General features: G+C 70.3%; 12 protein-coding genes and 1 riboswitch. Of the genes, 4 read left to right on the top strand and 8 right to left on the bottom strand.

The window, feature by feature from the left end; all coding sequences use genetic code 11:
- Positions 1–12: 12 nt before the first annotated feature.
- The 7 genes from AB0E90_RS33025 to AB0E90_RS32995 all read right to left on the bottom strand — a co-directional run bounded on the left by AB0E90_RS33025 (position 13) and on the right by AB0E90_RS32995 (position 8,924).
- The gene (locus AB0E90_RS33025) at positions 13–1,101 is read right to left on the bottom strand and encodes an ABC transporter ATP-binding protein (protein WP_360414778.1); all 1,089 of its coding nucleotides are present in this window, start codon (positions 1,099–1,101) and stop codon (positions 13–15) included.
- A gap of 41 nt (positions 1,102–1,142) precedes the next feature.
- The gene (locus AB0E90_RS33020; protein WP_360414776.1) at positions 1,143–2,120 is read right to left on the bottom strand and encodes an ABC transporter permease; all 978 of its coding nucleotides are present in this window, start codon (positions 2,118–2,120) and stop codon (positions 1,143–1,145) included.
- Between the two features lie 113 nt (positions 2,121–2,233).
- Positions 2,234–3,976 (bottom strand): ABC transporter substrate-binding protein, encoded by a 1,743-nt coding sequence (locus AB0E90_RS33015; RefSeq protein WP_360414774.1) that lies wholly within the window; start codon positions 3,974–3,976, stop codon positions 2,234–2,236.
- Positions 3,977–4,008: 32 nt separating this feature from the next.
- Complete coding sequence (locus AB0E90_RS33010; RefSeq protein WP_360414772.1) at positions 4,009–5,031, bottom strand: ABC transporter permease; 1,023 nt, start codon at positions 5,029–5,031, stop codon at positions 4,009–4,011.
- Positions 5,032–5,612: 581 nt separating this feature from the next.
- Positions 5,613–6,527 (bottom strand): TIGR03619 family F420-dependent LLM class oxidoreductase, encoded by a 915-nt coding sequence (locus tag AB0E90_RS33005; protein ID WP_360414770.1) that lies wholly within the window; start codon positions 6,525–6,527, stop codon positions 5,613–5,615.
- Between the two features lie 142 nt (positions 6,528–6,669).
- Entirely contained in the window at positions 6,670–8,103 is a 1,434-nt protein-coding gene (locus tag AB0E90_RS33000) for an Hsp70 family protein (protein ID WP_360414768.1), read from the bottom strand.
- 107 nt (positions 8,104–8,210) lie between these two features.
- Positions 8,211–8,924 (bottom strand): tetratricopeptide repeat protein, encoded by a 714-nt coding sequence (locus AB0E90_RS32995; RefSeq protein WP_360414766.1) that lies wholly within the window; start codon positions 8,922–8,924, stop codon positions 8,211–8,213.
- Positions 8,925–8,982: 58 nt separating this feature from the next.
- Here AB0E90_RS32995 and cobF point away from each other — a divergent pair, with 58 nt between their 5' ends.
- Entirely contained in the window at positions 8,983–9,732 is a 750-nt protein-coding gene (gene cobF / locus AB0E90_RS32990; RefSeq protein ID WP_360414764.1) for a precorrin-6A synthase (deacetylating), read from the top strand.
- Here cobF and cobN read toward each other — a convergent pair whose 3' ends face one another.
- Complete coding sequence (gene cobN, locus AB0E90_RS32985) at positions 9,733–13,263, bottom strand: cobaltochelatase subunit CobN (RefSeq protein ID WP_360414762.1); 3,531 nt, start codon at positions 13,261–13,263, stop codon at positions 9,733–9,735. It lies immediately after the preceding gene.
- A 44-nt stretch (positions 13,264–13,307) separates the two neighbouring features.
- A riboswitch (cobalamin riboswitch) is annotated at positions 13,308–13,380 on the bottom strand.
- Between the two features lie 129 nt (positions 13,381–13,509).
- Here cobN and AB0E90_RS32980 point away from each other — a divergent pair.
- Genes AB0E90_RS32980 through AB0E90_RS32970 form a run of 3 tightly spaced genes read left to right on the top strand, consistent with a single transcriptional unit; the run spans position 13,510 to position 17,401 of the window.
- Entirely contained in the window at positions 13,510–15,273 is a 1,764-nt protein-coding gene (locus AB0E90_RS32980) for a hypothetical protein (RefSeq protein ID WP_360414760.1), read from the top strand.
- A 2-nt stretch (positions 15,274–15,275) separates the two neighbouring features.
- Entirely contained in the window at positions 15,276–15,899 is a 624-nt protein-coding gene (locus tag AB0E90_RS32975; RefSeq protein ID WP_360414758.1) for a precorrin-8X methylmutase, read from the top strand.
- Positions 15,900–15,904: 5 nt separating this feature from the next.
- A complete protein-coding gene (locus tag AB0E90_RS32970) occupies positions 15,905–17,401 on the top strand; it encodes a precorrin-2 C(20)-methyltransferase (RefSeq protein ID WP_360414756.1) in 1,497 nt (498 codons plus the stop codon).
- Positions 17,402–17,510: the final 109 nt, after the last annotated feature.

Below are 17,510 nucleotides of genomic sequence, written 5' to 3'. Positions count from 1 at the left end.
GCAGTGGTCCTCTTACGGCAGCCGGGGCAGGACTTCGGTCTCGAACACCTTGTCGGGTTCCTTCAGGTGGCACCGGGAGGTGCGGCCCTGGTCCGCGGTCCGCGAGATGAGTTCGGGCTTGAGGGTGCGGCACAGGTCGCCGCCCACCCGGTCCTTGAACTCGCACCGCGGGTGGAAGGCGCAGCCAGTCGGCATGGCGAGCAGGCTTGGCGGGGAGCCGGGGATCGGGTGCAGCGGGCCGGGCGTGCCGGAGACCGCCGGAATGCTCTCCAGCAGACCCCAGGTGTACGGGTGCAGCGGGGTCCCGAGGATCTTCTCCACCGGGCCGTGCTCGACCGCGTTGCCGCCGTACATCACCAGGATGTCGTCGGCGATCTCGGCCACCACGCCGAGGTCGTGCGTGATGAACACGACCGCCGAGCCGAAGTCGCGCTGCAGATCGGAGATGAGGTCGAGGATCTGGGCCTGCACGGTCACGTCGAGGGCCGTGGTCGGCTCGTCGGCGATCAGCAGCTTCGGGTCGTTGACCAGCGCCATCGCGATCATCGCGCGCTGCCGCATGCCACCGGAGAACTCGTGCGGATATTGATCCACCCGGCGCGACGGGTTGGGGATGCCGACCCGGCCGAGCATGTCGACCGCGCGCGCCTTGGCCGCCCGCTTCGAGACGTTGTGGTGCGCCCGGTACGACTCCATGATCTGGTCGCCGATGGTGAAGAACGGGTGCAGCGACGACTGCGGGTCCTGGAAGATCATCGCAGCGTCGGCGCCGCGGTAGCTCATCAGGCTCTTCTCCGACATGCCGACGACCTCTTTGCCGCCGACCTTGATCGACCCGGAGATCCAGGTCGACTTGCGGTCGTGCAGGCCGAGGATGGCCATGCTGGAGACGCTCTTGCCGGAGCCGGACTCACCGACGATGGCCAGGGTCCGCCGCAGCGGCAGCGAGTAGCTCAGCCCCTGCACCGCATGCACTTTGCCGTCCGCCGTGGGGAACTGGACGTGCAGGTCGGAGACCTCGAGGTAGGCCTCCTCGCCCTCGGCGCGGGTGCGGGGTGTGCGGGTCACGGTCTGCGGGGACCGGACAGTCTGATCGGTCATGTTGCCGCCTTGCGGGACAGATGGGGTTGGGCCGTTGTCGCTCATCCGAGCCGCACCCGGGGGTCGAGCACCGTGTACAGGATGTCTACCACCAGGTTCATGACCACCAGGACGGTCGCGCCGACGATGACGCCACCCATCAGAACCGGCAGGTCGTACTGGTTGAACGCGTTGATGATGCGGGTGCCGAGGCCGGGCAGCTGGAAGATGCGCTCGGTGAAGATCGTGTTGACCAGCTGGTAAGCGACGTCGACGCCGAAGATCGTGATGACCGGGGTCATGGCGGCCCGCAGGCCGTGCCGATAGACCACGCGCCGTTCGGAGATGCCCTTCGACCGGGCGGTCCGGGTGAAGTCCTGGCCCAGCGCCTCGATCATGGAGGCGCGGGAGTACCGGGTGTACGACGCCGAGTTGGTCAGGCCGAGACAGAGCCACGCCGCGAGCATGCCGGACGCCCATTGCACCGGATTCTCGAAGAACGACGTGTACTGCGACTTCGGCAGGAACGTCGCGTACAGCGCGATGACCAGGGCGACGATGAAGTACGGAATCGAGCCGATCACCAGGGACGTGCCGACCGAGACCTTGTCGAGCGTCGTTCCTCGGACACGGGCCGAGATCGTTCCGATCAGCACACCGAACAGCAGGTAGATCGTGGCGCCGCCGAACACGATCGACAGGGTGACCGGGACCGCCTTCACGAGCAGGTCGGTGACCGGGACGCCGAGAATGTACGAGTAGCCCAGGCAGGGCGCCGCGCAGTGCCGGGTGACGCCGCCGGCGCTGTAGTCGCGGCCGGCCACGATGCCCTTGAAGTAGAGGCCGATCTGCTCGACCGCGGGCTGGTCGAGGTTGAGGCTGCGGCTGATGTCCGCGAGGCGGTCCGGCGTGCACTTCGGGCCGCAGATGACGCCGGCCGGGTCAGTCGGTGCGACGAAGAACAGCATGAAGCTGGCCACCACCGTGACTATCACGACCGAGATCGCGCTGAGCACGCGTCGCAGGATGTAAAACAGCACGGCCGGCACCTCGTGTAGATAGAGATCGAGACAGGTAAGTAGATGGACGCCGGTTGGCGTGAACGGTGGCCCGGCCGCGCGAGCGGCCGGGCCACCGGCCGAGCTGACCTAGGTCAGCTCTTGAGGTACATGTCCGGGAAGAACGGCATGCCCACGGTCGCGTCGCCGACGGCGCCACCGATGTTGGTGCCGGCAATGACGGCCATCTTGGTGTAGTACCACGGCAGAGCGACGTACTGGCTCATGATTTCCTGGTCCAGAGCGGCCCACTTGGCGGTCGCCTGGTCCGTCGGCAGGTTCGCGACGTCCTCGATCTTCTGGTCGAGCGTCTTGTCCTGCAGCATGCCCCAGCTCTGGCCCTCGGCGATGCTCTTCGACTCGAAGAGCACCGGCAGCCACGACGAGCCGGTCGGCCAGTCGGAGCACCAGCCGCGCGGCGACTGGCCCAGGTTGACCGGAGCGTCGTAGTCCGAGGTCTTCGAACGCAGGTCGGCCGTGGCCACACCGATCGCCTTGACCTTGAAGCCGGCCTTGGTGAGGGCGTCGGCCCGGATGTTCGAGATCTGCTGCGAGATCGGCTTGGTGTTGTCGTAGTACCACTGGACCTCGAAGCCGAGCTTGCCGGCGTCGGTGAGCAGCTTCTTGGCACCCTCGGGGTCACCGGCACCGGTGCCGGTCAGGTCCGCGAGCGGGGTGTACTTGGTGTAGCCGGGGACGCCCGGGGGGAGGAAGGTGCTGGCCGGCTCCGACGTGTAGTCGTTGTTGCCGTTCGCCTTCGACAGCGCGTCGTACGGGTACGCCTTGGCGATCGCCTTACGGACGTTGATGTCCGTGATCTTCCGGGTGTCCATGTTCAGGATGTAGAGGCAGGGGCTCTCACCCTTGATCAGCTGGTTGGCCTTGTCGCCGGTCAGCTGCGGGATCAGGGACGCGTCGACCTCGTCGTAGGCCAGCGAGTTGGCGTCGTCACCGGCGCTGTTGAGCACCTTCTGCTGCAGGGTGACGAGCTCGCCGCCCCACTTGAAGCTCCACGCGTCGGCGTACTGGTGCCGCGCCGGGTCCGTCGCCGGGTCCCAGTTCGGGTTCTTCTTCAGCGTCAGCGAGGTGCCGGCAACGTACTGGTCGAACATGTACGGGCCGGTCGAGATCGGGTGGTTCTTGTAGTCCTGCTTGGTGTCCTTGGCCTTCGGGATCGGCGTGAAGGCCGGGAAGGTCAGGTAGAACGGCAGGTCGGCGAACGGCTTCGCCAGGTGGATGATCAGGGTGTCGGTGCCCTGGGTCTCCACGCCGGAGTAGGTGTCACCGGACGCGTACGGGCCCTTGTACTTGTCGCCGTCCTTGAAGTAGGTCAGCTGGTACGCCGGGCCGTTCGGGTAGACGTCGTGGGCGAACGAACGCTTGATCGCGTACGCCAGGTCCTCGACCTTGACGGCGGTGCCGTCCTCGTACTTGATGCCCTGCTGCATCTTGAACGTCCAGGTCAGCTTGTCCGCCGAGACCGTACCGAGGTCGGTGAGGTCGGGGACGAGGACCGGCTGGCCGTTGCGCACGTCGTACTGCGTGGGCGTGCGGAAGGTCAGCTTCTCGATCTCGTTCGAGTCGGTGTAGTACGTGTCGGTCGGGTCGAGCGTCGACGGCGTGGTCTGCGCCACGATCGTGATCGTGCCGCCCTTCTTCGCCCCCGCCACCTCCTCCGCCGGGCCCTTCGCGTTCGGGTCGGTGGCGGCCTGCTGAGCCTGCAGCTTGCCGGTGTCCGCCTTGCCGGTATCACTCTTCGATGACGGGCTACCGCAGCCCGACAAACCGATCGCCACGGCGGCTGTCGCCGCCACGGCCACCTTGAAGCGCCTTGCCATTTGTCCTCTTTCTAAACAATGCGTCGACGGGGTCACCGTCGGGTGCGGGGATCAAAAGCGTCTCGGATCGAGTCACCGAGGAGGCTCAGCGACAGCACCAGAATGCTGATCGCCAGGACCGGCAGCCACAGGTAGAGCGGATCGGCCCGGTAGTACGTCGTGGCATTGCTGATCGTGAGCCCCCACGACGGGGTCGGCTCGACCAAACCCACACCGAGGAAGGTCAGACCAGCCTCGGCAACGATGTAGCTCGGCAGGGCCAGCGAGGTGGAGATGATGATCGGCGCCACCAGGTTCGGCAGCAGCTCCTTGAACAGAACCTTGTGGGTGGGCACGCCCAGCACCCGTGCGGCGGCGATGAACTCGCGCTCACGCAGCGACAGGACCTCACCGCGGATGAGCCGGGCCAGACTCGCCCAGCCGAAGAACGACAGCACCAGGATCAGCGAGGCGAACCGCGCCCGGGTGACCTCGCTGGTGTCGGCCGTCGACGCGTCGGCCACGAACAGCGTGAGGATCACGGCCGGGACGGCGATGGCGAACAGGAGGTAAGGAAGGCTCAGGACGAAGTCGATGACCCAGGAGATGATCCGGTCGACCCAGCCGCCAAGGAAGCCGGCCAGCAGGCCCATGACCACGCCGACCAGGCCGGTGATCAGGGTGACCGAGATGGCCACGATCAGCGACGGCCGCGCGCCGTAGACGAAGCGGGCGAACAGGTCGCGCCCGAGCCGGGGCTCGACGCCGAACCAGTGGTCGCTGGTGGCCGAGATGGTCGGGAAGCCGTACTGGTCGAGCAGGTCCTGGTGCAGTGTCGTGGTGTCCTGGCCCTCGAGCTTCACGAGAAGCGGGGCGAACACCGCGATCAGGATGAAGAAGCTGAAGACCCCGATGCAGATCATCGCGACCTTGTCCTTGCGCAGCCGCGCAAGAGCGATCTGGGTCGGCGACTTACGCCGCGTCTCGACCTTCTTCGTGTCCCCCGTGGGAGCGGTCATCGCGTCGAGCGACGCGCCCTTGCTCTCCAGCGCGGCCTCTTCGATCAGCGGTTCCACGCTCAATCACCTCCATCGAACGACACACCCTCACATGCGCCGTGCGCGAGAGGTATTCGGATGCTGCGGTTGGGAAGGTAGCCCGGAAATCGTCCGTAGGAAATGAGTTGACGCATCGAATGAATAACAGCCAGCTGAAAGCGATGGCTTGACCATCCTGCGGCGCTCATACTGCCAGCCCTGCACGAAGCACCACTTGATCGGACAAAAGACCTGATACAGCAGCGCGGAGTGTCCTTATTGTCGGATATCACAAGCCAAAGGGCAATCGTACTGTTGCGCAAAGTCATGGAAGTAACGGTCAGGTCACGGAAGGCCGCTGTTTCGTCAGGGTTTCGGCCGGATGTCGATCTTGGAAGGGTGCCCCGAACGATCGTCCGGCCGTGAGCGCTCTCACAAGGAAGATCTCCCGTGGATCATGTCCAAGATGGCTGGATCCACGGCCTGGACCGGCCTAAAGACACGGATCTGTCGTGCGGTCGGTTACCCAGTGCACACTTGCCGAAAGGGCCTACGGGCCATTCCGATTACGAATCGGGTGCCATTCCCGGCCATTCCGCGGACTTCGACGGGCGTCTTCCCTACGTTGCGAAGTCGGCCGGTGCAAGATCGGTGATGATCGCTGCGGCCCGCTCCAGCGCCACCGACGGGTCGGCATCCGCCCCCGTGATCAGCGGGTCCCAGTTCAGGTCGTAGAACAGCTCGGTCACCCCGGCCTCGGCGTAACGCGAGGCGCCGGCGCGGATCTGCTCGGCATCGCCGGAAAGCGGCAGCGAATCGTCCCGAACACCCGCTTTTACCCAGCCCCGGACCACGATGCGCATCTCGTCCGGGTCCCGTCCGGACTCCTCGGCCGCCCGCCGCACCACCTGCACGCCGCGCTCAACGTCGGCGAGCCGGGCCTGGCTGCTGCTCACCCAGCCCGCGGCGATCCGGCCGGCCCGGCGCAGGGCCGCGTCGGCGGTGCCACCCAGCAGGACCGGCGGCCCACCGGCCTGAACCGGCGGCGGCGCGAACCGGCTCGGCGGAACCGTGTAGAACTCGCCGTCGAACGATGCCTCCGGGTCGTTCCAGAGAGTGCGCAGCGCCGCCAAATATTCCTCGGTGCGCCGGCCGCGCGGGTTCGGGTCCGAGCCGGTCGCCACGAACTCCGGTTCCGACCAGCCGGTGCCCAGGCCCAGGTCGTGCCGCCCGCCGGAGACCACGTCCAGCGAGGCCGCCTGCTTGGCGAGGTAGGCCGGTGACACGTACGGCAGGTTGATCACCGCGACCCCGAGCCGGATACGCGACGTGCAGGCGGCCGTGTAACTCAGCGCCACCATCGGGTCGAGCACGCTCTGGTAGACCGGCGCCAGCTCCTGGTCCGCCCCGACCAGCAGCCGCTGGAACGCCCACAGCCCGTGATAGCCGAGCTCCTCCGCCAGCTTGGCGATCCGGCCCAGCGACGCGGGTGTCGCCCACGCCCCCGAGACGGGCAAACCTAGGCTGATCAACATAACTCTCACGTTAGCCCGAGGTCTGCACCACCCCACCTCGGGCCCTCAAGATCAAATTCTTGATGTCGTGCCTGGTTGCATGGTGCGGACCGCTGCTCCCGCCGAGGCCGGCCTGGGGCCCAGCAGAGCTGGCCCGAGGCCTTCATTCTGCGTGCGTGGCCAAACCCGGCCGGCCGTACTCCTCGGACAACCGGCTGCCGAGTTCGGCGAGGCGGCTGTCCGGTGCCGCTGCCTGGATGGCGGCGACGAACGCCAGGTAGGCGGTTCGCAGGTCGGCGCGGCCGCCGTCCAGGGTGGTGGCCAGCAAGCCGTGGGCGGCCACCGCGACCGGGCGGAAATCGGCCGGGGTCTCGGCCGGCACACCCGGCAGCAGGTCGGGTGGGCCGGGGTCGGCGATCTCGGCGGCCGGGGACAGGTCGGCCATCTCGGCCCGCAGGCGGAGGTTGGCGCCGAGCAGGCCCGGGCGCAGGCCCTCGAAGGTCAGGGCCGGCTGGTATTCGCGGGCGATCAGGCCGGCGCCGCGGGCGTTCAGCTCGGCCGGGTCGACGTCGGCCCGCACCCCGTCGGCGCCCAGGCCGAAATAGTCGGCCAGCCTCGCCCGCACCGACGGGATCCGGGTCGAGCCGCCGGAGAGGATCACCTGGTCGACGCCGCGGCGGCCGATGCCGGGCACCAGCGCGGCCGCCTCCAGCGCGGCGGTCAGGTAGCCGAGCGACTTGGTCACGTCCGCCTCGATCATCGCCTCGAAGCCGCGGCGGGACAGCGGCACGCTCGCGCTCACCGTCGCGGTCAGCAGCGGCAGCTCCAGCACCGTGGTCTCGGCGGTGGACAGCTCCCGCTTGCGGCGCTCGGCCTCCCGCCGGATCCGCCGGCGCACGTGCTCGTCGCGGCTCAGGTCGACGTGATGCCGCTCCCGGATCTGACGCAACGCGTACCCCACGATGTGCTCGTCGAAGTCGTCGCCGCCCAGCCGCGGATCGCCGGCCGCGCCGAGCACCGCCACCCCCTCCGGCCCGATCCGCACGATCGCCGTGTCGAAGGTGCCGCCGCCGAGGTCGTAGATCGCATAGGTGCGCTCCTGGTCGTCGGCGCCGAGCGCGACCGCGGCCGCGATCGGGTCGTCGAGCAGCCGGCGCACGTTGAGCTGGGCGAGAGCGGCCGCCTCCCGGATCGCTCGGCGCTGGGGCTCCCCCGCCGAGCAGGAAACCGTGATCACCGCGTCGTGCACCGGGCCGCCGAGGAACGCCTCGGCCTGCCGCTTCAGCTCGATCAACAGAAACGCGCAGATCTCCGGCGGGCGGTACTGCCGGCCGCGCAACCGGAGCCGCTCGTCGGTGCCGAGCTCGCGCTTGATGCCGTCGATCTGCGGCAGGGCATCGGTCGGCGACGGGCGGCCGACCACGATCTGACCGGCCGGGTTCTGCCCGACCACGGCCGGGAGAGTAGCCGCGCCGTCCGGGGCCGGGATGACGATCAGCTTCGAGCCGTCCCAGACGGACATCGTGCACGAGGTCGTGCCGAGGTCGATCCCGACGACGGGATGGTAGGGAGAGGACGAATCGCTGTGCTCGGTCAAGGCCGCCCCCTATGACCAGCTCACTGTCGGTTAACTTACTGACGACGGGAACTGATCACGATCGATCCGTCGGCAATCCGACGAAGGCTGGACAGCGGCGTTCCCGATTACGGGCGCCGGACCTCGGCGTCGTGCAGGGCCCGCTGCGCCCAGCCGATCCGCTGCTCACTCAGCCCCGCCGCCCGGGCCTGGTAGACCGCCTCGTGGAGCAGGCGCATCGCCTCGGCCCGGTTGCCCGCGGCCAGCTCGGCCTCGCCCAGCGCGAGGGTGCCGGTCGCCACCCGGCGCGGATCGCCGTAACGCTCGCGCAGCACCTGCGACATGCGCAGATGCCGGAGCCCGCGCTCCGGGTCACCGGCCACGTAGACGTGGAAGAACCCGATATGCCGGTGCACCTCGGAGCGCACCATCTCGTCGGCGTACCGCTCGGCCAACTCGAGGGCCTCGCGGTAGAACGGCATCGCGGTGGCCCAGTCGCCGCGCAGCACCTGGTGCACCAGACCCAGCCCGAACAGCGACTCGGCCGCGCCGGCCGGGTCGTCGGCCTCCCGCTGGATGTCCAGCGCCTCCTGGAACAACCGCTCCTCGGCCGCCCAGTCGGCCCGGCTGAGGTCCTCGCTGATCGCCGCGAAATGCGCGAGCATGCCGAGCCGGGTCAGGGCGGCCGCCTCGGTGATCCGGTCCCGGCCCGCCTGCGCCCGGCCCCGGGCCGCTTCCAGCAGTTGCCGGGCCGGGAGATAGTCACCGGCACGGAAGCCGGCCTCCAGCATCGCCTCGTGCCCGGCGGCGAGCAGGGCCCCCGCGGTCGGCTCGCTCCCCATATATATAGAAGATAGTCGACTTCGAGATCTGGCCGGACCCGAGATAACGTGCACAACCGTGCGGAAGATCTACGTGATCGGGATCGGTGCCGGCCACCCGGACCACCTGACCCTGCAGGCAGCCAAGGCGATCGGGCGGACCGATGTCTTCTTCGTGCTCGACAAGGGCGAGGCGAAGGAGAGCATGATCGAGCTGCGGCGGCAGCTGATGAAGGCGTACGGGCGGCCCAGCCGGCGCATCGCCGAGGGCCAGGACCCGTCCCGGGACCGCACCCCCGACGACTACCAGGGCACGATCGCCGACTGGCGGCACCGGCGCTCCGAGGTCACCGAGGCGCTGATCGGCGAGCACCTGCTCGACGGCGAGACCGGCGGCTTCCTGGTGTGGGGCGACCCGTCGCTCTACGACTCGACGATCGCCATCCTCGACGAGATCCTGGGGCGCGGGCAGACCCTCTTCGAATACGAGGTGATCCCCGGCGTCAGCAGCGTCTCCGCCCTGGCCGCCAAGCACCGCATCGGCCTCAACCGGGTCGGCCGCGCGTTCCAGGTGACGACCGGCCGCCGGCTCGCCGACGAGGGCTGGCCGGAGGGCGTCGACGATCTGGTCGTCATGCTCGACGCCCAGCAGGCCTTCACCGCCCACCCGGACGCCCACATCTACTGGGGCGCCTACCTCGGCACCCCGGACGAGCTGCTCGCGTCCGGCCCGGTCGCCGAGGTGTCCGGCGAGATCCTGCGCATCCGGGCCGAGGCCCGCGAGAAGCACGGCTGGATCATGGACACCTACCTGCTGCGCCGGCCCTGACTAGTGGTCCTCCAGGTCGCCCTCGGTGGCCAGGAAGACCTCCTGCAGGGCGGTCAGCGTGCCGGGGTCGGGCGACTCCCAGAGCTTGCGGTCGGCCGCCTCCAGGAGGCGCTCGGTGATGCCGTGCAGGGCCCACGGGTTCGACTCGGACATGAACTTCTGGTTCTCCGGGTCGAGCACGTAGCTCGCGGCCAGCTGTTCGTACATCCAGTCGGTGACGACGCCGGCGGTGGCGTCGAAGCCGAACAGGTAGTCGACGGTCGCGGCCAGCTCGAACGCACCCTTGTAGCCGTGCCGGCGCATCGCGGCGATCCAGCGCGGGTTCACCACCCGGGCCCGGAAGATCCGCGCGGTCTCCTCGGTCAGGCTGCGGGTGCGGGTGGCGTCCGGGTTGGTGGAGTCGCCGACGTACGCCGCGGGGGCCTTGCCGGTCAGCGCGCGCACCGTGGCGATCATGCCGCCGTGATATTGGAAATAGTCGTCCGAGTCGGCGATGTCGTGCTCGCGGGTGTCGATGTTCTTGGCGGCCACGTCGATCCGCCGGTAGGCGTTTTCCATGTCCGGCCGCGCGGGCACCCCGTCCAGGCCACGGCCGTAGGCGAAGCCGCCCCACACGGCGTACACCTCGGCCAGGTCTTTGTCGTCGCGCCAGTTCCGGCTGTCGATGAGCGGAAGGATGCCGGCGCCGTAGGCGCCCGGCCGGGAGCCGAAGATGCGCATGGTGGCCCGCCGCCAGTCGCCGTGCTCGTTGTTGTCGCGCATCGCGTGGTCGCGCACGTAGTTGTCCGGCTCGTCAAGCTCGGCGATCATCCGGAACGCGTCGTCGAGCATCGCCACCACGTGCGGGAACGCGTCCCGGAAGAAGCCGGAGATGCGGACCGTGACGTCGACGCGGGGCCGGGCCAGTTCCGCGCGCGAGATCGGCTCCAGGCCGGTCACCCGGCGAGACGCCGGGTCCCAGATCGGGCGGACGCCGATCAGCGCGAGAATCTCGGCGATGTCGTCGCCGGCCGTGCGCATCGCGCTGGTTCCCCACGCGGATAGGCCGACCGAGCGGGGCCACTCGCCGTAGTCGGCGCGGTAGCGCTCGAGCAGCGAGTCGGCCATCGCCTGGCCGGTCTCCCAGGCGAGGGCGCTCGGGATGGCCTTGGGGTCGACCGAGTAGAAGTTGCGGCCGGTGGGCAGCACGTTGATCAGGCCGCGGAGCGGTGAGCCGCTCGGCCCGGCCGGGACGTAACCGCCGTCCAGCGCGTGCAGCACGTTGGTCAGCTCGTCGGTGGTGCGCGCCAGCCGGGGCACGATCTCGGTGGCGGCGAACTCCAGCACCCGGTTCACTTCCGGAAGGTCGGAGAGGTCGCACGAGGTGGGCCAGCCGGCCTCCTCCATCGCCACGACCAACGCCCTCGCGGATGCCTCCACCGCATCGGTCTCCGCCGTGGACGCGTCCTCCGCCAGCCCCAGCGCCTCGCGCAGACCGGGCAGCGCGGCCACCTTGCCGGCCCACATCTGCCGGGCCCGCAGCATCGCGAGCACCAGGTTGACGCGTGCCTCGCCGACCGGTGCGGCGCCGAGGATGTGCAGGCCGTCGCGGATCTGCACGTCCTTGATCTCGCAGAGCCAGCCGTCGACGTGCAGGATGAACTCGTCGAACTCCTCGTCGCCGGGGCGGTTGTCCAGGCCCAGGTCGTGGTCCATCTTGGCCGCCTGGATCAGGGTCCAGATCTGCGCCCGGACGGCCGGGAGCTTCGCGGGGTCGAGGGCGGCGATGTTGGCGTGTTCGTCCAGCAGCTGCTCGAGACGGGCGACGTCGCCGTACGACTCGGCCCGGGCCATCGGCGGGATCAGGTGGTCGACCAGGGTGGCGTGCGCCCGGCGCTTGGCCTGGGTGCCCTCGCCGGGGTCGTTGACCAGGAACGGATAGATCAGCGGCAGATCGCCGAGAGCCGCGTCGGTGCCGTCGCTCGCCGACATCCCCACATTTTTGCCCGGCAGCCACTCCAGGTTGCCGTGCTTGCCGACGTGCACGACCGCGTGCGCGCCGAACTCGTCGGCCACCCAGCGGTAGGCGGCCAGGTAGTGGTGGCTCGGCGGCAGGTCCGGATCGTGGTAGATGGCCACCGGGTTGGCGCCGAAGCCGCGCGGCGGCTGCACCATCACCACGACGTTCTCGTCGCGCATGGCGGCCAGCACGATGTCGCCGTTGTCCACGTAGAGCTCGCCCGGCGGCGGACCCCAGTGCTGCTCCATCCGGGAACGCAGGTCGGCCGGCAGCGTGGCGAAGAATTCCGCGTACCGCGTCGCCGGGATCCGCACCTTGTTGGCGGCCAGTTGGTCCTCGGTCAGCCAGTCCGGGTCCTGCCCGCCCGCCGCGATCAGCGCGTGGATCAGCCCGTCGCCGTCGTAGTCGCCGAACGACCCGGTGCGGTAACCCCGCTCGCGCAGCGCCGCCAGCAGCGCGACGGTGGAGGCCGGGGTGTCCAGGCCGACCGCGTTGCCGATCCGGGAGTGCTTGGTCGGGTAGGCCGACAGCATCAGCACGATGCGCCGCTCGGCCGCCGGGATGTGCCGCAGCCGGGCGTGCGCCACCGCGATGCCGGCCACCCGCGCGGCCCGCTCGTCGTCGGCGACATAGACCGACAGGCCGTCCGGGTCGATCTCCTTGAACGAGAACGGCACCGTGATGATCCGGCCGTCGAACTCGGGGATCGCCACCTGGGTGGCCGCGTCCAGCGGCGACAGCCCGTCGTCGCTCGCCTCCCAGGTGGCCCGGCTGCTGGTCAGGCACAACGCCTGCAGGATCGGCACGTCCAGGCCGGCCAGAACACCGACGTCCCACGCCTCGTCGTCGCCTCCGGCGCCGACGGTCGCGGGCTTCGTGCCACCGGCAGCGAGGACGGTCACGACCAGGGCGTCGGCCTTGCGCAATTCGGCGAGGAGCTCATCTGATGCCGTACGCAATGAGGCCGTGAAGATCGGCAGCGGCCGCGCGCCCTTCGCCTCGATCTGCTGGCAGAGCGACTCGACGAAGGCGGTGTTCCCGGCCATGTGGTGCGCGCGGTAGTAGAGCACCGCGACGACCGGCCCGGCGTCGGTCGCGGACTCGCGCGGCAGCGGCCCCCAGTCCGGCGCGGCCACCGGCGGCGCGAAGCCGAACCCGGTGAGCAGCACGGTGTCGGAGAGGAAGTGCCAGACCGCGGCGAGGTTTTCCCGGCCGCCCTGCGCGAGGTAGGCGTGCGCCTCGGCGGCCACCCCGGCCGGCACCGTGGACAACCTCATCAGCTCGGCGTCCGGCGCCTGCTCGCCACCCAGCACCACGACCGGAACCGGCCCGGCGAGCAGCGCGTCGAGCCCTTCCTCCCAGGCCCGCTTGCCGCCCAGGATGCGCACGACGACGAGATCGACCCCGTCGAGCAGGCCCGGCAGATCATCCACCCCGGTGCGGGCCGGGTTGGCGAGTCGCCAGTCGGCGCCGCTCGCCCGGGCGCTGAGCAGGTCGGTGTCGGACGTCGACAGCAGCAGAAACACGCGCACTCCCCTCGGGGTCCGCGCCCCGGGTAGACGGATCACGGCGACCGGAGTTCCTGGCTCCCGGCCCTGATCAGGCCGGTGACAGTGGCGGGACCGCGCCGGACTTCCACCGGCTTCCTCCGCGGCGTCGCCGCTCGTGAACTCCCAGCCTCCCGGGCCGCGCCGACCGCCGTCAAGCCGGGGTCGCCGGTGTGACTATGCCGACCCGAGGATGCGTTCATGTCGGTGTCGCTCCGTAGGATCCGGATCGTGCCCCACCCGATCCGCCGGTCCGAGACCGACGCCTGCCCCGGCGCCCTCCGGCTGCACCAGGCAGCCGACGGTCCGCTGGCGCGCATCCGTCTCCCCGGCGGCCGCCTGACCGGCGCCCAGCTGGCGGTCCTGGCATCGCTGGCCACCGAGGCGGGCGACGGCGGCATGGAGCTGACCTCCCGGGCCAACGTCCAGCTCCGCGCCCTGAACCGGACAACCCCCACGGAACTGGCGGCCCGGCTGTCCGCCGCCGGCCTGCTGCCGTCACCAACCCACGAGACGGTACGCAACATCGCCGCCCCGCCCCTGGCCGACGCCCGGACCCGCGCCCTGATCCACGACCTCGACTTCGCGCTGTGCGCCGATCCGGCACTGGCCGCCCTGCCGGGGCGCTTCTTGTTCGCCATCGGCACCGTCCCGCTGGCTCCCGACGTGTCCGCGGTCCCCGACGGCGACGCGTTCGCGATCCTCTTCGCCGGCCACGACGAGGGCCTGCGCGTCCCAGCCAACCGCGTGGTAACGGCCCTGCTCGCCGCCGCTCACGCATTCCTGTCAACGCGAGCCCGCCTCACCGCCACCCATCGCCCCGCCGCCGATCTTGGAGAGTTACCGTCCGCCCCGAACACCAACTCACCAAGATCCGCCAACGGCACAGCCGGGCCGGACAGCGCTCAAGCCCGCTTCGCCGACCTTGGAGAAATAGCGTCCGCTCCGAACACCAACTCACCAAGATCCGCTGAAGGCGCAGCCAAGCCGGACAGCACTCAAGCCCGCTTCGCCGATCTTGGAGAAATAGCGTCCGGCCCGAACACCAACTCGCCAAGATCGGCTGAAGGCGGGGCTGAGCCGCGGAGCGCGGCCGGGGCGGGGGCGCTTGCTTGGCGGCTAGCCGAGCTTCCCGGGGGCGCGCGGATGATCGCCGAGCAGACGGCCACCGCGCTTGGCGTTTCGCTTCGGGAAGTGGCGGCGCTCGCGCCCGGTTTTCCCACGTCGCCGGTCGGTGTGCTGCGACAGCCCGACGGGCGGGTCGCGGTGGGGGCGATTGTTCCGCTGGGGCGGCTCACCGGCGTACAGATGCAGGTCTTGGCCGAAGCCGATCAGCTGGTCGTTACCGCCTGGCGTGGGGTCGTCGTGGCCGATCTGTCGCCGGAGGCGGCCGTGGGTTGGCAGCGTCGCCTCACCGAGGCCGGCCTGCCGGCCGAGCCCGACTCCCGCTGGACCGGCGTGACCGCCTGCGCCGGCCTCCCCGGCTGCGCCAAGTCCCGGGCCGACATCCGCGCCGACGCCCTCACCGCCACCCGCTTCGTCGACGGCCTGCCCGTGCATTGGCTCGGCTGCGACCGCGGTTGCGGCTCCCCCGCCGGCCCGCACGTCCGCGTCGAGGCCACCCCGGACGGCTACGTCATCCGCACGCCGGACGGCACGCTGACCAAGGCATCGGCGTCACCAGCAGCCGCCACCGCGGCGCCCCTCACTGCCCACCCCCACCCGGTCGCGGGCGGCGAAGCCGACCCGACGAAAAACACCGCCGCACCCCACCCCGCCCCAGGCGGCCAAGCCGACCCGACGAAAAACACCGCCGCACCCCACCCCGCCCCAGGCGGCCAAGCCGACCCGACGAAAAAGAACGCCGCACCCCACCCCGGCGCAGGCGGCGACCAAGCCGGTCCGGCGGAAGACGTCGCTGCCACCCACCCCCACCCCGCCGCGGGCGGCGACGCCGGTCTGGCCGCCGTTGTCGCTGCGGCACGCAGGAGCTGAGTATGGAATTCGACTACGAGCGGGACGGGGCCGAGATTTATCGGCGGTCGTTCGCGACCATTCGGGCCGAGGCTGATCTGGCGCGGTTTCCGGCGGAGCTGGATCGCGTCGTGGTTCGGATGATCCATGCGTGTGGGATGGTCGACCTCGCGGGGGACGTCGGGTTCAGTTCCGGAGTGGGGCACGCCGCGCGTAAGGCGCTGCTCGACGGGGCGCCGATTCTCTGCGACGCGCAGATGGTGGCCTCGGGGATCACGCGCAAGCGGCTGCCGGCCGGCAACGACGTCGTCTGCACGCTGCGCGAGCCTGGTGTGCCGGAGCTGGCCGCGAAGCTCGGAACCACGCGCAGCGCGGCCGCGCTCGACCTCTGGACCGAGCGGCTCGGCGGCAGCGTGGTGGCCATCGGGAACGCGCCGACCGCGCTGTTCCGGCTGCTCGAGATGGTGGCGGCAGGTGCGCCGCGGCCCGCGGCGGTGCTCGGCATCCCGGTCGGGTTCATCGGGGCGGCCGAGTCCAAGGAGGCGCTCGCCGCCTCCGACCTGGAGTTCCTGATCGTGCGTGGACGGCGGGGCGGCAGCGCCATCACCGCGGCTGCCGTCAACGCTCTCGCGTCGGAGGCGGAGTGACGTCCATGGCCGGAAAGCTCTACGGCGTGGGGGTCGGCCCCGGCGACCCGGAACTGATCACGGTGAAGGCGGTACGGCTGATCGAGGCGGCCGACGTGGTGGCCTATCACGCGGCCCGGCACGGACGCAGCAACGCGCGCGCCATCGCCGCCGCCCACCTGCGCGAGGATCAGATCGAGGAAGCGCTGATCTACCCGGTCACCACCGAGACCACCGACCACCCGGGCGGCTACCAGGGTGCGATCGACGACTTCTACACCGAGTCGGCAGCCCGGCTCGCCGCGCACCTCGACGCCGGTCGCGACGTGGTGGTGCTGGCCGAGGGCGACCCGTTCTTCTACGGGTCCTACATGCACATGCACAAGCGCCTCGCCGGCCGCTACGAGACCGTGGTCGTGCCCGGGGTGACCTCGGTCAGCGCCGCCTCGGCCGCGCTCGGCCGGCCGCTGATGGAGCGCGACGAGGTGCTCACGATCCTGCCGGGCACGCTGCCCGCCGGCGAGCTGGCCGCCCACCTGGCCGGCACCGAGTCCGCCGCGATCATGAAGCTGGGGCGCACGTTCCCGAACGTACGGGCCGCCCTGGAGAAGTCCGGCCGGCTCGGCGACGCGTGGTACGTCGAGCGGGCGACCACGACCGGCGAGCGCACCGCACCGCTGGCCGAGGTCGACCCGGCGACCGTGCCGTACTTCTCGCTGGCTCTGCTGCCGAGCCCGGCGGCGGCCGGCTTCGGGGTGGACCGGACCGACCGGGAAGGCAGCGTCGCGGTCGTCGGGCTGGGGCCGGGCGACCCGCGGTGGCTCACCCCGGAGGCGCGCGCCGAGATCGCGGCCGCCGATGACCTGATCGGCTACGGGCCCTACCTGGATCGGGTCACCGACCGGCCCGGCCAGCGCAAACATCCCTCCGACAACCGGGTCGAGGCCGAGCGGGCCGCGTTCGCGCTCTACCTGGCCCGCCGCGGCCGCCGGGTCGCAGTGATCTCGGCCGGTGACCCGGGCGTGTTCGCGATGGCCGCCGCCGTGCTCGAGGTGGCCGACGACCCGCAGTGGAAGGACGTCGCGGTGCGGATCGTGCCGGGGCTGACCGCGGCGCAGGCGGTCGCCGCCCGGGTCGGGGCGCCGCTCGGGCACGACTTCTGTGTGCTGTCGCTGAGTGACCGGCTCAAGCCGTGGTCGGTGATCGAGTCGCGCCTGGTCGCCGCGGCGAACGCAGATCTGGTGATCGCGATCTACAACCCGGCTTCGAAGTCGCGCACCGAGCAGTTGGTGCGGGCGCGGGCGGCGCTGCTGGAGCACCGCCCGCCGGCGACCGTGGTGGTGATCGGCCGCGATGTGGGTGGTCCGGCCGAGTCGGTGCGGGTCACCACCCTCGGCGAGTTCGACCCGGCCACCGTCGACATGCGCTGCCTGGTGCTGATCGGCTCGAGCCAGACCAAGGCGGTCACCGCGGCCGACGGGACCCCTCGCGTCTACACCCCGAGGCACTACCCGCAGCGGTAACAACCCGACCGCAACTGTCGCGGGGGTTTACGCCACTAAACACCCGCTTCAGCCCCCGATGCATCCTGCATGCATCGGGGCGGCTACCACCGTGCCGCACCCGTGCCGC

It is taken from the genome of Actinoplanes sp. NPDC026619 (genome assembly GCF_040638295.1).
In the GTDB taxonomy this organism is placed as follows: domain Bacteria; phylum Actinomycetota; class Actinomycetes; order Mycobacteriales; family Micromonosporaceae; genus Actinoplanes.
This window is presented reverse-complemented; position numbering and strand designations above follow the sequence as displayed.